Annotated in this window: 12 protein-coding genes, 1 tRNA gene and 3 pseudogenes; 14 read left to right on the top strand and 2 right to left on the bottom strand. The window is 61.5% G+C overall.

The features are described from left to right. Positions 1 to 14 precede the first annotated feature (14 nt). The 10 genes and pseudogenes from AC5P9L_RS19305 (at position 15) to AC5P9L_RS19350 (ending at position 9,717) form a co-directional block, all read left to right on the top strand. Complete coding sequence (locus AC5P9L_RS19305; RefSeq protein ID WP_005411496.1) at positions 15 to 1,370, top strand: Gfo/Idh/MocA family protein; 1,356 nt, start codon at positions 15 to 17, stop codon at positions 1,368 to 1,370. Between the two features lie 312 nt (positions 1,371 to 1,682). Beyond that, the gene (locus tag AC5P9L_RS19310) at positions 1,683 to 3,455 is read left to right on the top strand and encodes a DUF6531 domain-containing protein (RefSeq protein ID WP_279915665.1); all 1,773 of its coding nucleotides are present in this window, start codon (positions 1,683 to 1,685) and stop codon (positions 3,453 to 3,455) included. A 23-nt stretch (positions 3,456 to 3,478) separates the two neighbouring features. Continuing rightward, entirely contained in the window at positions 3,479 to 3,754 is a 276-nt protein-coding gene (locus AC5P9L_RS19315) for a hypothetical protein (protein WP_049418016.1), read from the top strand. Between the two features lie 62 nt (positions 3,755 to 3,816). Next, positions 3,817 to 4,629: pseudogene (locus AC5P9L_RS19320) on the top strand (RHS repeat-associated core domain-containing protein); the annotation flags it as partial. Between the two features lie 36 nt (positions 4,630 to 4,665). Next, positions 4,666 to 5,052: pseudogene (locus AC5P9L_RS19325) on the top strand (hypothetical protein); the annotation flags it as partial. A gap of 1,279 nt (positions 5,053 to 6,331) precedes the next feature. Next, a pseudogene (locus AC5P9L_RS19330) lies at positions 6,332 to 7,195 on the top strand (RHS repeat-associated core domain-containing protein); the annotation flags it as partial. A 281-nt stretch (positions 7,196 to 7,476) separates the two neighbouring features. Then, positions 7,477 to 7,647: a hypothetical protein gene (locus AC5P9L_RS19335; RefSeq protein ID WP_154329644.1), complete on the top strand. Its 171-nt coding sequence runs from the start codon at positions 7,477 to 7,479 to the stop codon at positions 7,645 to 7,647. 14 nt (positions 7,648 to 7,661) lie between these two features. Next, positions 7,662 to 8,129, top strand: a complete 468-nt coding sequence (locus tag AC5P9L_RS19340) for a hypothetical protein (RefSeq protein ID WP_223846448.1) — start codon at positions 7,662 to 7,664, stop codon at positions 8,127 to 8,129. A gap of 644 nt (positions 8,130 to 8,773) precedes the next feature. After that, a complete protein-coding gene (locus tag AC5P9L_RS19345) occupies positions 8,774 to 9,271 on the top strand; it encodes a hypothetical protein (RefSeq protein WP_223846447.1) in 498 nt (165 codons plus the stop codon). Next, entirely contained in the window at positions 9,268 to 9,717 is a 450-nt protein-coding gene (locus AC5P9L_RS19350; protein ID WP_043034236.1) for a hypothetical protein, read from the top strand. The genes AC5P9L_RS19345 and AC5P9L_RS19350 overlap by 4 nt, the downstream gene beginning before the upstream one ends. Before the next feature lie 82 nt (positions 9,718 to 9,799). Here the strand turns inward: AC5P9L_RS19350 and AC5P9L_RS19355 are convergent. After that, a tRNA-Arg gene (locus tag AC5P9L_RS19355) sits at positions 9,800 to 9,876 on the bottom strand. A gap of 149 nt (positions 9,877 to 10,025) precedes the next feature. Between AC5P9L_RS19355 and ubiA the strand changes: the two genes are divergently transcribed. From ubiA to AC5P9L_RS19370, 3 genes are all read left to right on the top strand, one after another. Continuing rightward, on the top strand, positions 10,026 to 10,919 hold the full coding sequence (gene ubiA, locus AC5P9L_RS19360; RefSeq protein WP_005411493.1) for a 4-hydroxybenzoate octaprenyltransferase: 894 nt from the start codon (positions 10,026 to 10,028) through the stop codon (positions 10,917 to 10,919). Positions 10,920 to 11,190: 271 nt separating this feature from the next. Continuing rightward, entirely contained in the window at positions 11,191 to 12,615 is a 1,425-nt protein-coding gene (locus AC5P9L_RS19365) for a short-chain fatty acid transporter (RefSeq protein ID WP_005411492.1), read from the top strand. Positions 12,616 to 12,888: 273 nt separating this feature from the next. Beyond that, positions 12,889 to 13,053 carry a hypothetical protein gene (locus tag AC5P9L_RS19370; RefSeq protein ID WP_005414774.1) on the top strand — a complete coding sequence of 55 codons (165 nt, stop codon included), beginning with the start codon at positions 12,889 to 12,891 and terminating at the stop codon, positions 13,051 to 13,053. A 51-nt stretch (positions 13,054 to 13,104) separates the two neighbouring features. Here AC5P9L_RS19370 and AC5P9L_RS19375 read toward each other — a convergent pair whose 3' ends face one another. Then, positions 13,105 to 13,731, bottom strand: a complete 627-nt coding sequence (locus tag AC5P9L_RS19375; protein WP_099484241.1) for a YiiX/YebB-like N1pC/P60 family cysteine hydrolase — start codon at positions 13,729 to 13,731, stop codon at positions 13,105 to 13,107. An 82-nt stretch (positions 13,732 to 13,813) separates the two neighbouring features. Between AC5P9L_RS19375 and AC5P9L_RS19380 the strand changes: the two genes are divergently transcribed. Continuing rightward, on the top strand, positions 13,814 to 14,326 hold the full coding sequence (locus AC5P9L_RS19380; RefSeq protein ID WP_111117764.1) for a hypothetical protein: 513 nt from the start codon (positions 13,814 to 13,816) through the stop codon (positions 14,324 to 14,326). Positions 14,327 to 14,393: the final 67 nt, after the last annotated feature.

Consider the following 14,393-nt stretch of genomic DNA (forward strand, 5'->3'; position numbering starts at 1 on the left):
GAGAGATGTTTGCCATGAAGCGTAGGGAATTCATCGCGGCCAGTGCCGCTGTCGCCGCCAGCAGCCTGCTGCCGCAGACCCCGGCGTGGGCACGCGGGCGCAAAGTGCGCCTGGCCATGATCGGCACCGGCATGCGTGGCCTTGTGCTGCTGAAGGAGCTGGTGCGCCGCGACGATGTCGAGGTGGTCGCGCTGTGCGACATCGAACCGATCATGCTCGGCCGTGCCATGGACATGGTGGCCAAGGCCGGCAAGCCGGCCCCGAAGACCTACGGCCAGGACCGCGATACCAACGCCTGGAAGCGCCTGCTGGAACAGAAGGGCATCGATGGCGTGATCATCGCCACGCCGTGGGAGTACCACGCACCGATGGCGATCGCCGCCATGCAGGCCGGCGTGGCCGTGGGCTGCGAAGTGGTGGCCGGCATCACCCTGCAGGACCACTGGGACGTGCTGAAGACCCAGCTGAGCACGGGCACCCCGTACATGCTGCTGGAGAACGTCTGTTACCGCCGCGACGTGATGGCCGCGCTGCAGATGGTGCGCCAGGGCCTGTTCGGCGAGCTGGTGCATCTGCAGGCCGGCTACCAGCATGACCTGCGCGGGGTGAAGTTCAATTCCGGCGACCCGAACCAGCCCTACGACAGCGGCGTGGAATTCGGCCCCAAGGGCTGGAGCGAAGCACGCTGGCGCACCGAGCATTCGGTGGAACGCAACGGCGAGCTGTACCCCAGCCACGGCATCGGCCCGTGCGCGATGTACACCGGCATCAACCGTGGCAACCGCTTCACCCATATCAATGCCTTCGCGACCAAGGCGCGTGGCCTGCACGAGTACACCGTTGCCAAGAGTGGTGGCACCACCCACCCCAGCACCAAGGTGAAGTTCAAGCTGGGCGACATCGTCACCACCACGCTGGCCTGCGAGAACGGCGAGACCATCCTGCTGCAGCACGACACTTCGCTGCCGCGCCCGTACTCGATGGGCTTCCGCGTGCAGGGCACCAAGGGCCTCTGGATGGACGTGAACCATTCGATCCACATCGAAGGCCGCAGCCCGCCGCACCAGTGGGAAGAGTTCAAGAAGTACCAGGACGAGTACGAGCACCCGCTGTGGAAGCAGAACGCCGACACCGCCGCGAGTGCAGGGCATGGTGGCATGGACTGGTTCGTCATTCATGCCTTTGTTGAGGCGCTGAAGGCGAAGGCTCCGATGCCGATCGATATCTACGATGCGGTGACCTGGAGTGCGATTACCCCGTTGAGCGAGCAGTCGATCGCCAACAGCTTCCAGACCCTGGAGTTCCCGGACTTTACTGCTGGCGCGTGGAAGCAGCGCAAGCCGATCTTTGCGTTTGATGGGAAATACTGAGATTTACCCCTTCCATGCGGTGACGGAAACGCCGGGCGATGCCCGGCGTTTCTGTTTCTGGGGCATTCGCCTTGTAGAGCCGAGCCCACGCTTGGCTGCATTTCCGACACGCCCCCCCCGCATCAGAAAGTTCTGAAATTCGACTCATTCCACAGTTTTTGACTTGGATGTGTAAACCACATCGGAGATAACGTCCCCATGCGGCCACGCCGCATTCCGGACCAGGGACGATCCGAAGCATGACGTGAGGAGGCTGCTGCCCCACGTTCTCGTTCCCGCCGGCGCTGTGTCCGTCCAGGAAGGAGAACAGGGATGTTGAAGGCAAACTCTGGCACTTCGCTCATCAGTCTGGCGCTGTTCGTGCTGGCGTGCTCGACGTCCAGCGTGCAGGCGCAGGAGATCGAGAAGAAATGGGAAAGCTACTTCTCGATGGGAGAGCCCCGTTCCACGGAGGCGGCTGTCCAGAAAGACATACGGGCCTTCTTCGCCGAGTATGAGGTCGATAAGCCTTTCGTTTGGGAGGTCAAGCGCCAGAGGGCCCTTCCTAACAAGACGATCTATGACTATCGCGTCAAGCCCGAGAAGATCGTCACCACGGATTGGGTGTATGAGCAGAACCATCAGAAGTACGCCACGGAGGATGCCGTCCGCAGCATGTTCCTGTCGAAGAATGCGAGCGATCCGCGGTGCGCTGCCACCGTCATGACTGAAGAGGCCTGGGAGGAGGTTGGCGGGCTTGGAGTGGGAGATGACGGCAGCGTCATCAACGAGAGCAAACGCTATAAATTCGTCAAAAACAGTTACTACGAGGGGACCAAGGCCTGCTCGGAGCTGGTCTTTTGGGAACACGCCTATCGGAGTAGAACCGCAAAATGCATGAATCACCCCCCGATGATGTGGGACGAGAACCTGGGCATGTGTGCCCTGATCCAGCAGGACGACCCAAGCATGGCAATGCTGCTGGCGTACTGGACTTCTCCTTTGCCGCCGCAGGAGTGCAAAGTCGGTAATCCGTGCGAACCCACCACCGGCGACAAGTCTCAGCCGGAAGCGGACCTTGATCTCGGGTGGGTCCGCTTCGATCGCCAGTATCATTCCTTGACCGGCACCAGCGGCGGAGCCATGGGCCAAGGATGGACGCACTCGCACAATATTCGCCTGACGCTCGGCGTTGACGACACGGACTTTCCACCGAGTTCGGAAGTCCAGGTGGGTTTGATTGACGCTGAGGGTGGCCAGCTCGCCTTCAAGAAGGTGGGAGCGGTGTATGAGGCAATGGATGGCAGTGGGGACCGCGTGGCTCAACAGGGGAGCCTATGGTTGTTGTCGCGGGCTCAGGAGCGCATTCAGTTCGATGCCGGCGGCCTGATGCAGCGCCGCGATTTCGAAGACGGAACCTCGCTAACCTATGCACACGACAGCCGTGGCCGCCTGCTCAGCATCACCCATTCAACCGGCCGGCGCGTGGACGTCCAGTATCTCGCGCCGGGTGACGATTCGCTGATCCCGGCCCTGGTGATCGCCGGCCAGCCCGTGGTGAGCTACGCCTATTCCCCGGCCGGGGAATTGATCAGTGCGACCTACGCAGACGGTGCCAGCCGCACGTATCACTATGAGGACGCCCGCTTCCCGGGCTACCTGACCGGCATTACCGCCGAGGGCAACCAGCGTTACAGCTGGTACGGCTACGACGCCAAGGGGCGGGTCACCTGCAGCCGCCATTCCGGCGATTGCAGTCAGGCCGACGTGGGCATTGATGGCGTGCGCCTGGAGTACACCCTGGCAGGCACCACGATCGTCACCGACGCACTGGGCAAGCAGAGCACCTACGCATTGACCGCCAGCGGCGCCAGCGGCCTTCCGCGCAAGGTCAACGGCGTCACCGAGAGCAACGGCAGCATCAGTCGCACCTATCTGCCCGAGGGCACCGATTTCCGGCGCCGGCTGCAGTCGGTGACCGATCGCCGAGGCGTTGTCACCCAGTATGCCTATTCCGAGGCCAGCGATGCTGCCACAGGCGCCATCAGCGTGACCACCAGATTCATGGGGAATGGAGTTACCTGGAGCGACTGCGAATGTCATTAGAATCAGTTTTTGAAGCCCTTTGCATGCTCGCTATCGCAACGTTGTTGATAGCTTTCGTTTCGCGAATTTTTCTGGTTTGGGAGTTAAGGAGAAACTCCCCTGAACTGTGGGACACCCTTGGCAGACCTGCGATCCTGGAGCGAGATCATTTCTTAACCAAGTATCCGATCTGCGGATGGAAGCGGGTTCATAACGGCGCATCAGGAGTGCGCAAGTTGTTCCTCTTGGTGTTCTGGTTCTCGTTCCTTGTGTATCTCATATCGCTGATTCCCCTGATCGTGATCTGGATTATGCGCTGATCCTCTTCCGTTGGTCTGAAGCCATTGCGCTATGCTCTGTCCCGCGGGCCAATTGCGATTGCGACACGCTGGGCCGCCTGACCCAGACCCAGGACGGCGCGACTGGCACGCCGATCGAAACCTACGCGTATGACGCCACCGGTAATCGCGCTTCGCTGACCACCTCGGCAGGCACCGCCAGCTACACCTACCCCGCAACCAGCCATCGCCTGACTGCGGTGGATGGCGAAGCGCGCACCCATGACGCAGCGGGCAATACCACCAGCATCGGCAGCAAGACCTTCACCTACAGCGATGCCAACCGCATGAACGCGGTGAAGCAGGGCGATGCCGTGCTGGAAAGCTACGGTTACAACCATCGCGGCGAGCGCGTGCTGCGTACTCCAGCCGGTGGCGCAGCTCAGATCACGCTGTACGATGAGGCCGGGCAGTGGCTGGGCAACTACTCGGCCACGGGGCAGGCGCAACAGCAGGCCATCTGGCTGGATAACTACCCGGTGGCGCTGATCAAAGTGCCGGGCACCGGCGTGCCGGAACTTGCCTACGTCCAACCAGATCATCTGGGCACACCGCGCGTGGTGATTGATCCGGTGAGTGATGTCGCGATCTGGGAGTGGAACAACAGGAGCGAGGTGTTCGGCAACCAGATTCCGAGTGCCGATCCCGATGGCGATGGTGTGGCGTTCGAGCTGGCGTTGCGCTTCCCCGGCCAGCAGGCGACGGATTCGAGTGGGTTGTTCTACAACTACCAGCGCGAGTACGACCCGGCGGTGGGGCGGTATTCGCAGAGTGATCCGATCGGTTTGAGAGGCGGAGCTTCAATCTACGCGTACACAGGAAATGATCCGTTAGACTTTGTCGATCCATTAGGACTTCTCCGCTATCACTCGTGGGTCAGCAAGAAGTACCCCGCGACGACGGAATTCTTGAATGGAACGAAAGATCGAATGACCAGTCGCAAATATGATGGATTCCAGCGATACGGAAACATCGGACAGGGGCATCTTGATCAGCTTCTATCGAAATGCGATGGGCCAGTCATTACGCCAAAATACATGAGGCATGACGATGGTAGTTACGCGCCTGGCTCGGGTGAGATATTTATTCATGAGACCTATTTTGACCGCTTCGAATCGGGTGACCGAAGCCCAGAACTCCTGCAGAAGCTGGAAAGAACACTGGAGCACGAGTTGGTTCACTTCTCGGAGTATTTCTGGAACAAAAATCAGTACAAGGGCGAGGAGGGTTGGAGCTATGAAGAGTATGTCTATGGGATCAGAAGGCCTGCTTCACACTAACCTCTTTCGCGTTGGCTTGTGCTTGATAATTGCATTTACCCTATTTGGATGCGCAAAGTCATCCAGTGAAAGAGGTGCTCCGTGTAGTCATGATCCGGTGGCAATCATCCAGGCGGCATCCTCGGATTCAGCGCTTTCTGCATACGGAGGAGATGGATGGGGATCTTCACGGATAAACGTTCTATGGGATGGCGATGAATCGTCATCTTCATTGCCGTTGTGCGAAGCCAACGGCGGGAGATTTCAGTTCGTAAAGTCGTCGTCATATGATCGCACTTCGCCATTCATTGCCATTGAGAAGTTGTACTTTGATGACGATGCTGCTTTCATGGAAATCGGATTCCCTCCGACAGGAAAGAACGCAGATGTGTTCTTGAGAAAAGAGGAAGGAGTATGGCGGGTCAAGAAGACACATCTATGGGAGAACTAGCCCCATCCACATCGGGTCTCTACGTTTGCTCCGTCTGCCCTAGCATCCCGTGCGTCGGACCCGAGCTGATTCTTCTCGAACGCTACCTCCATGATCGCCATTGTTCGGTAGCACACGCCGCATGTGCGGCGTGTGTTCCATAACATCCGCATCGGGCCCGTGTGGCGTGCGGCAGCTCTCACTGGACGAGAACACTGGTGGGGCCAAGGGACTCAACAGGAAGCAATCAGTACCCATACTCAACTGAACGCCGTGCTCTCCCAGGTATCCTCGCCCCCTGGTCAGACCGCGACGGCAGTCAGTGCAGTAGCATCCAAGTATCCCGTACAGCTACTGAGCCGCGCTGCCTCGGGTTTCGGTGTCAGTTGTATATTTTCACCAGCGGTAAGGATCCCGGTATCCGGCTCGCTGTCTATGTTCATCCTTTAGAGTTACCTATCAGCATCCTGATGCTGTCGCAGCGGCGGCAATAGTTGGCGAGGAGGTTTGCCGGTGAGGTCGATACTTTCATTCACGTGCTCCTCCTGCGGGGCACGTGAACAGAGCTTCTCTACATTCAATTCACTTAACAGGTCGGTGCGGAAGTATTGCGGGCGTTGCGGATTCGGCATCGAGTCTGTACAGATATGTGCTTCTTCTACTCTATGCTCATGTACTGGCCGTCATCGCTGCATTACCTTCGTGCTTGCGGTTACAGGCAATAAATGGTGGCTGGCCCTGACAGTTGTAATAGTGTTTGCACTCTTGGTCCTCGCTCCTGCCATGGTAATTCACGCCAAAAACGCGGTGCGTTGCGCGGGTACGGAATCGTAGAATTGCCATCCTTGGACTCAATCGGCCGCAACGACCTCTGAACTGAAGAACGGCACATGCTCGACGGTGCTGGCCAAGTACGCCTACGACGCTCTGGGCCGCCTGACCCAGACCCAGGACGGCACGACCGGCACGCCGATTGAAACCTATGCGTATGACGCCACCGGCAATCGTACCGCGCTGACCACGTCGGCAAGCACCGCCAGCTACACCTATCCCGCAAGCAGCCATCGCCTGACTGCGGTGGATGGCGAGGCGCGTACCCATGACGCAGCGGGCAATACCAGCAGCATCGGCAGCAAGACGTTCACCTACAACGATGCCAACCGCATGAACGCGGTGAAGCAGGGCGATGCTGTACTGGAGAGCTACGCCTACAACCATCGCGGCGAGCGCGTGCTGCGGACCCCTGCCGGTGGTGCGGCTCAGATCACCCTGTATGACGAGGCGGGGCAATGGCTGGGCAACTACTCGGCCACGGGCCAGGCGCAGTTGCAGGCCATCTGGTTGGACAACTATCCGGTGGCGCTGATCAATGTGCCGAGTACCGGTGTTCCGCAGCTGGCCTACGTGCAGCCGGATCATCTGAGTACGCCGCGCGTGGTGATCGATCCGATGCGCGATGCGGCGATCTGGGAGTGGAACAACAAGAGCGAGGTGTTCGGCAACCAGATTCCGAACGCTGATCCGGATGGGGATGGTGGGGCGTTCGAGCTGGCGCTACGATTCCCGGGCCAGCAGGCCACGGATGCGAGTGGGTTGTTCTACAACTACCAGCGGGAGTATGACCCGGCAGCGGGGCGCTATTCGCAGAGTGATCCGATGGGATTCGACGGAGGGGTATCTACCTTCTCCTATGTATCAGCTGATCCAGTGCAGGCGGTTGATCCGCTCGGACTGCTGGCCAATTGCACTTGCGTGGACGGTGGAGTTCATATCGACATCCCTATTCGCTTCAGTGGTGAGGGAGCTACTCCTGAGACTTTGAGAAAAATGATAAATGCAATTGAATCGACCTGGTCTGCGCCCGGATTTACAGTGACTGCTAGCCAGCCGGAGAAAGGTCGGTTAAACCGTGTTGAGGTTCCGCTGGGGAGGGGGCGACCGTAACTGGAGGCAGTGTCGGTAAATGGTATGCAGGAAACACTGAGTGGACGGCTGCGCACGAAGCAGGGCATTTGATGAAATTCAAGTACGATGGTCGTTTTGATATGTACGATGTGGTGTCGCAGGCGCCATCTCGTTCTACCAAGCCCGTTCCGGGGTGGGAGGGAAACATCATGGCAGAGCATCTTGGCGTTCCAGACGATAGGGTTCGGGATGCTATCAAGAAGCGGTTGGGGTGCAAATGATGGTGAGTCTACGCGTGGCTGCGCTCCTTCTTCCATTGCTCGGAGGCTGTGGCACTAGCCAGATCAAACACATTGAATGGAACTCAGATTGGGTGGACGTTTCATCGGATGAGATCATTCCTGGGAACTCGACGACACTTCGAAGTGACCGCTTGGCCACCTTGAATCCGCAGAGCGAAAAATCGATTGCTCAGTGGATGCTCGATCAGAACTTGAGCATCATCCAAGCATCGGATGCGGCTGAGAAATTCGCGCCACTACAGTTGAATGGGTTAGTGCCGGCAGAGGGGGAGACTGTTTATCTCGTCAGAGCGGCCTGGGGTGCAGGAGGCGGGAGTTTTGTCGGCTACATAAATGACAATGGAATTCTCATCTTGTACGGGGTAATGGGAAGTTGTGGGGAGCAAGTGCATCGAGTGGTTGCTGTGAGCCTGAGTAAGAGGCCTGCCAAGGTCTTCGGAGGGTGTTCAGGAGCGCTTTGAAGATTCTTATGTGTGTGGGTCTGAGGTGGGAATAGGGAAGTGGGAATTTAATTTGCGAGCGCTCTGTTGGTGTGTTTGCGGGCGGGGGCATAGATTGCAGCTGTTGAGCGGCTTGGCGACACCGTGGTCTTCATTGAGGCCTCTGTCGGCGCAGAAGATTGCACTTCTAGTAGAGGGCGCTTGGGAAGGCCGGTTGATTCCTGTCAAATCATGACTCTTGAGCAGAGCTTCCCGGGACGATCGAGCTATCGATCACAGGCGTAACAGTAGACCGCTAGACCAGATGGGGACGGGCTGTTCTTTTTCATGCGAATCCATGGTGGGTGCGGAGCGATTGGCCGTTGTGGCGCATTGATCGATTGAGGGCATCACCCCGCGGTGCACGCACCGCTTGGCTTGAGCTGGGGCAGGTTGCGGGGCATGTAGGCCGGCAGGGAGCTGACGCAGGGATGGATTACAGGACGGATCACCATCGGGCCAACGCAATGGGCTCTACCGTGCGTGCAGCTAGATGAACATCATGGATCCTGTACTCAGCGAACTGCTTTCCCGGTTCGGTGTCGACAGTGACTCGGGCAGGCAGGTACTCTCGAGCGCTGCGCGATGGGCTGCGTGAGTAGGCCGCCAAGCAGGAGGCAAGGTGCATGAGCTCCCGCGCTCCTCCACAACAGAACGCGATCGGCCTGCACGCCTCGGAGAGGTACAAGATGAAAGCGAGGCAGATTCTTCGGTACGGGCTGGCCTACGCGGTGTCGTGTGGAGCACTCTGGCTGTTCCTGCACTTTGTGGGCAGGGCGCTTTACGCCTTCGACTCACATCAGGTTTTCTTCTGGCTGTATGCCGTCAGCCTTCTGTTGCTGGGAATTGGCGCACGGGTTCCCGCCGCTGGCCGCCTGACGTTCAGGCGGCTTGCCAAGGGGGCTGGCTTGGGGCTGCTCGCGGGCCTTCTGGCCCAGGTCGTGGTACTTGTACTGGAAGCCTACAGATTCAGCGGATTCAGGCCATCGCTGCTCTGGCACGTACCGGTTTCGCTGACGGTGATCAGCGTCGTGCTGCTCACGCCGCTCTGGGGCGTAGTGCTGGTTGCCCTCACCGCCGCATTCCGCCGCGACAACCACCCACATCAGGCCTCGAACCCATGAAGCGCCTGACTGCCTTTTGCCTCGCGGCCGCACTGACATCCTGTGCGGCGCATCCGAACCGCACGACGAAGTGTCAGCCGGCCCAATTCACTTACATCGGCACCGAGAGCATCGACGGGCTGACCTATGGGCGCTTCCAGGTCAGCCACAACGCTGGTCAGCCGCTTCAGCTGTGGGTGGATGAGAGACGCAGGTTGAACTCAAGGACCGCTCGCGCAGAGATGAGGCGCACAGGCGAAGATGCCTGGCGGCCTTACAACGTGATCCTTGAGGAAATCACACCGGGAGCGATCGGGGTGTCGATCGGGCAGGATGAACAGCAGAGCGTTCTGTTCGATGGTGATGGCCTGTTCCTGCCCGGCGCATCCAGCGCGGGCGCGAATTACTCCATCGTGGTACAGGACGCTGCCGGTTGCGAACATCGCTCGGCAACGTTCATTCCCTGACATTCCTGGCGGCGAGCCGGATTCCTTGCGACTTCGCAGCATCGCCCGGTTGGGACGCTGCGTACAGGCAATGAAGGAAAAATGGCGCGCCCGGAGGGATTCGAACCCCCGACCAATGGCTTCGGAAGCCACTACTCTATCCGGCTGAGCTACGGGCGCGTTGTAGAACCGCCGCGCCGTCGGCCAGTGCCGGGGCGGGCATCGCAGCGCCATGAAGCGGTGCGGGACCGGCATTCTATCCAGTTTCGTCGAACAAATCTCCCCCCACCGGCAAAGCCCTGCCGGAGGGGCAGGAGTATCCTATCGCCATGGCTGATACCCCCCTCACTTCGCCGCAGTCGCCGGCGACGCCGCGTTGGCGGCATTACTGGAGTCTGATGCGTGCTGATCGCCCGATCGGCACGTTGCTGCTGCTGTGGCCCACCTGGTGGGCGTTGTGGCTGGCTGCCGGCGGCCTGCCGCCGCTGTGGACGCTGTTCGTGTTCACCGCCGGCGTGTGGCTGACCCGCTCGGCCGGTTGCGTCATCAACGACTACGCCGACCGCTGGCTCGACCCGCACGTGGAGCGGACCAAGGCGCGTCCGCTGGCCACCGGCGCGATCAGCGGACGCGCCGCGCTCGCTCTGTTCGCGGTGCTGATGCTGGTGGCGTTCGGCCTGGTGCTGACCCTGAACGGGCTGACCATCGGCCTGAGTTTCATCGGCGTGTTCCTGGCCGCCAGCTACCCGTACCTGAAGCGCTACACCCACCTGCCACAGGTCTACCTGGGCATGTCATTCGGCTGGGGCATCCCGATGGCCTTCGCCGCCGTGCAGGGCGAGGTGCCGATGCTGGGCTGGCTGCTGTACGCCGGCAACATCCTGTGGTCCACCGCCTACGACACCTGGTACGCCATGGTCGACCGCGAGGACGACCTGAAGATGGGCTCGCACTCCACCGCGATCCTGTTCGGCGACCTCGACCTGGTCATCCAGGGCGTGCTGTACGCGCTGTTCCTGGCCACCATGGCGCTGGTCGGCGTGCGTGGCGGGTTGGGTGGGTACTATCTGGCCGGCGTGGCCGTGGCCACCGCGCTGGTGGTGTACGAGTTCTGGATCTGCCGCAACCGCGAGCGCGGCCCGTGCTTCAAGGCGTTCCTGCACAACAACTGGGTGGGTGCCGCGCTGTTTGCCGGCATCGCCGTGGATCTGGCACTGCGTTGAGCCCAAGGTGAGGTAGGGCCGGCCGCTGGCCGGCTGCACCCGTGCGCGATCCTGCGGTTGCCGGCCAGCGGCCGGCACTACCGCCTTCCACCACCTGCGATGATGCTTGGATCTGGTAGAGCCGGCCGCTGGCCGGCTGCACCCGTGCGCGATCCCGAGGTTGCCGGCCAGCGGCCGGCACTACCCTCCTCCGCGACCTACGACCAATAGGTGGCTGACAGGCCGCACCCCACCGCCCAGAATCGATCCATCGAACCTGGGAGGGTAGGCGATGGCCTCGACGGCAGCAGTACAGGACGGCTGGATGGCGCGCGCAGCGCTGCGCTCGGCCGCCTGGGCGGAAAAGTGGTTCCCCGATGCGTACGTGTTCGCGGTGCTGGGCGTGGTCATCGTCGCGCTGGCCGCGATGGGCTTCGGTTCGACCCCGCAGGCCACCGCCAGCGCCTTCGGTGACGGTTTCTGGAGCCTGATTCCCTTCACCATGCAGATGGCCTTCGTGGTCATCGGTGGCTACGCCGTGGCCACCGCGCCGGTGGTCGCACGCTTCATCGATTTCCTCGCCCGGGTGCCGCGTACCGGCCGCGGTGCGGTGGTGTACGTGGGCCTGGTCAGCATGCTCGCTTCGCTGCTCAGCTGGGGCTTCTCGCTGGTGTTCGGTGGCCTGCTGGTGCGCGCGCTGGCCCGCCGTACCGAACTGCGCATGGACTACCGCGCGGCCGGTGCGTCGGCGTATCTCGGCCTGGGGGCGGTGTGGGCGATGGGGTTGAGTTCCTCGGCCGCACAGCTGCAGGCCAATCCGGCCAGCATGCCGCCGGGCCTGGTCGAGATCACCGGCGTCCTGCCGTTCACCGAAACCATCTTCCTGTGGCAGTCGATCGCACTGACCGCGGTGCTGATCCTGGTCTCGCTGCTGATCGCCTGGTTGACCGCCCCGGCCGCCGGCAGTGCCCGTACCGCTGAAGACTTCCCCGGCGCCGCGCAGGCCGAGCCGGAGCCGTTGCAGCGCCGCACGCGCCCGGGCGAATGGCTGGAGTACAGCCCGCTGCTGACCGTGCTGCTCTCGCTGCTGGCGTTCGGCTGGCTGTTCAACGAGTTCGCCAACAAGCCGGTGGTCACCGCCATCGCCAACCTCAACACCTACAACTTCCTGTTCATTTCGCTGGGCCTGCTGCTGCACTGGCGGCCGCGCAGCTTCCTCAACGCGGTGGCCAAGGCGGTGCCCAGCACCACCGGCGTGCTGATCCAGTTCCCGCTGTACGGTGGCATCGCGATGATCCTCACCCACGCTGCCGGTGGCGACGGGCAGACACTGGCGCACCGGCTGTCGAGCCTGTTCGTGCACGTGGCCAGCACCGATACCTTCGCGCTGGTGATGGGCGTTTATTCGGCGGTGCTCGGCTTCTTCGTGCCCTCCGGTGGTGGCAAGTGGATCATCGAGGCGCCGTACGTGATGCAGGCCGCCAACGAACTGAAGGCACACCTGGGCTGGGCGGTGCAGGTCTACAACGCGGCCGAAGCGCTGCCGAACCTGATCAATCCGTTCTGGATGCTGCCGCTGCTGGGCGTACTGGGCCTGAAGGCACGCGACATCGTGGGCTTCACCTTCATCCAGCTGCTGGTGCACATCCCGCTGGTGCTGGGCCTGCTGTGGCTGCTGGGCATGACCCTGGCCTATGTGCCGCCGGTGATGCCCTGAATGCTGGGCTGGCTTGCCTGCGTGAGTTGGGAAGCCAGCCTCCTTCCGCGCGTGTTTCCGGCTGAGAACGCCATGAATGCGCGCCATGCTGACCACTGCATGAGCACATGCCGAACCCGCATGAATTCTTCAGCCGCTTGTGCCACAAGGGCTTCTGCGCGTTCATTCACAGGCGTACACGCAGACGTAGCCGCGCACCCACGCGTGATTAACCATTCGCTGCAGACGATGGCCACGTCCACCGCATTCCGCGAGTGGCTTTGGAGATCGGACATGGCACAGCAGAACCAGAACCCGAACCAGAAGCAGCAGGGCCAGCAGAACCAGCAGGATCAGCAGCAGGGTCGTGGCCGCGACCAGCAGCAGCAACAGCAGCAGGAACAGCAGCAGCGCAACCAGCGCAACCAGCAGCAGGGTGGGCAGGACGAGGAAGAGTGACCTCGCCACCAGCTCCGGTGATGCAAAGCCCCGCCCCGTGCGGGGCTTTGCTTATTCCAGCACGCCGAGACGCTGCAGCACCGGCGCTGCCGACATGTCGTTCGGATTGGTGCCGGGCTGATCCTGCGGTACGTCCATGCCCATGCCGCGGTACAGATCCACCCAGTGCTGGGCGATCTCCCCGGTCTGCGGGTTGCGGAAGTTCATCGGCTGCAATGCGAACACGTGGTGCGCACGGAAGACGCGTTCGATGAAGTCCGAGCAGTAGTAGCTGTCCTCGTTCAACACATACGACGTGTTGTACGGCTTGCCCAGCATCGTGCGCGCGGTGGCGACGGCATCCTTGATGGCCGCCTGCTGCGGCGCATGCAGGCGATAGACCACGATCTGCCGCTGCTTGGCGCGCGCCTCCTGGCGGAACTCGACCAGCGATTGCCGGCGCGATCCTTTCTCGTCCGCATGCAATACCTCCCAGCCCTTCGGCGTGGAAGCGACCAGGGCGACGTGATCGAAGCTGGGCGCGCCCTGCTTGCCGGTGGCATCGTCAATGGCGGCACTGAGGCCGCTGCGGCCGGCGGTGACAAACAGCAGATCGCCTTCGTGGACATCGACGGCCATCGCCACCGCTGGCCACAGGGCGGGCAGCAGCAGGCCGATCAGGAGCAGGAGGCGATGCATGAGGACTCTCGGACAGGCGGAATGCCGGAATTGTAGGGCGCGCGGTAGCATGGAGCGACCGGACCGGATTCAGGATGAGCCCATGTGTCGATACCGTTCTGCCGCACTGCTGATGCTCGCCTGTGGCGTGGTGCTGGTTGCCTGCACGCCTGCGCCGCAGCCGCAGCAGACAGCGGGCGAAGCTGGGCCTGCCGCAGCGGCGCCGGCGATCACTGCCGCCGAGCCCACACCTGTGGCTGCACGCAGTGAATGCCCCCACCCGGAATTCGATGCATTCCTGAAGCATTTCGGCAATGAGATCGCGCTGCAGGAAAAGGCCACTGCCGACCCGCTGCTGGACAGCTACATCGATGCGGAGGCCGAGCCGGAACCGCGCAAGGTGGAGAGCCGGTTGGCGCTGGCCGATGTGGAGTGGCCGGTGATGCCCGATCCTGCCGCGTTGGCCGGCCAGGGCCGCGAAATACAGATCAGCCCCCTGGCCGATGGGCAGCGGCAGGTGCAGATCCGTATGCCGGACAGCAGCGACCAGCAGACCTACACCTTTGCGCAGACGCCGTGTTGGACACTGGTCAAGCGTGAGGACGAGTCGATCTGAAACCTGATCCGGCACAGGCGCGGCGGGCCAGTGACTGCTAGGCTCGATCCCTGGTCCAGGCAGGGAG

It is taken from the genome of Stenotrophomonas sp. YJH_SMC_64, assembly GCF_059371375.1.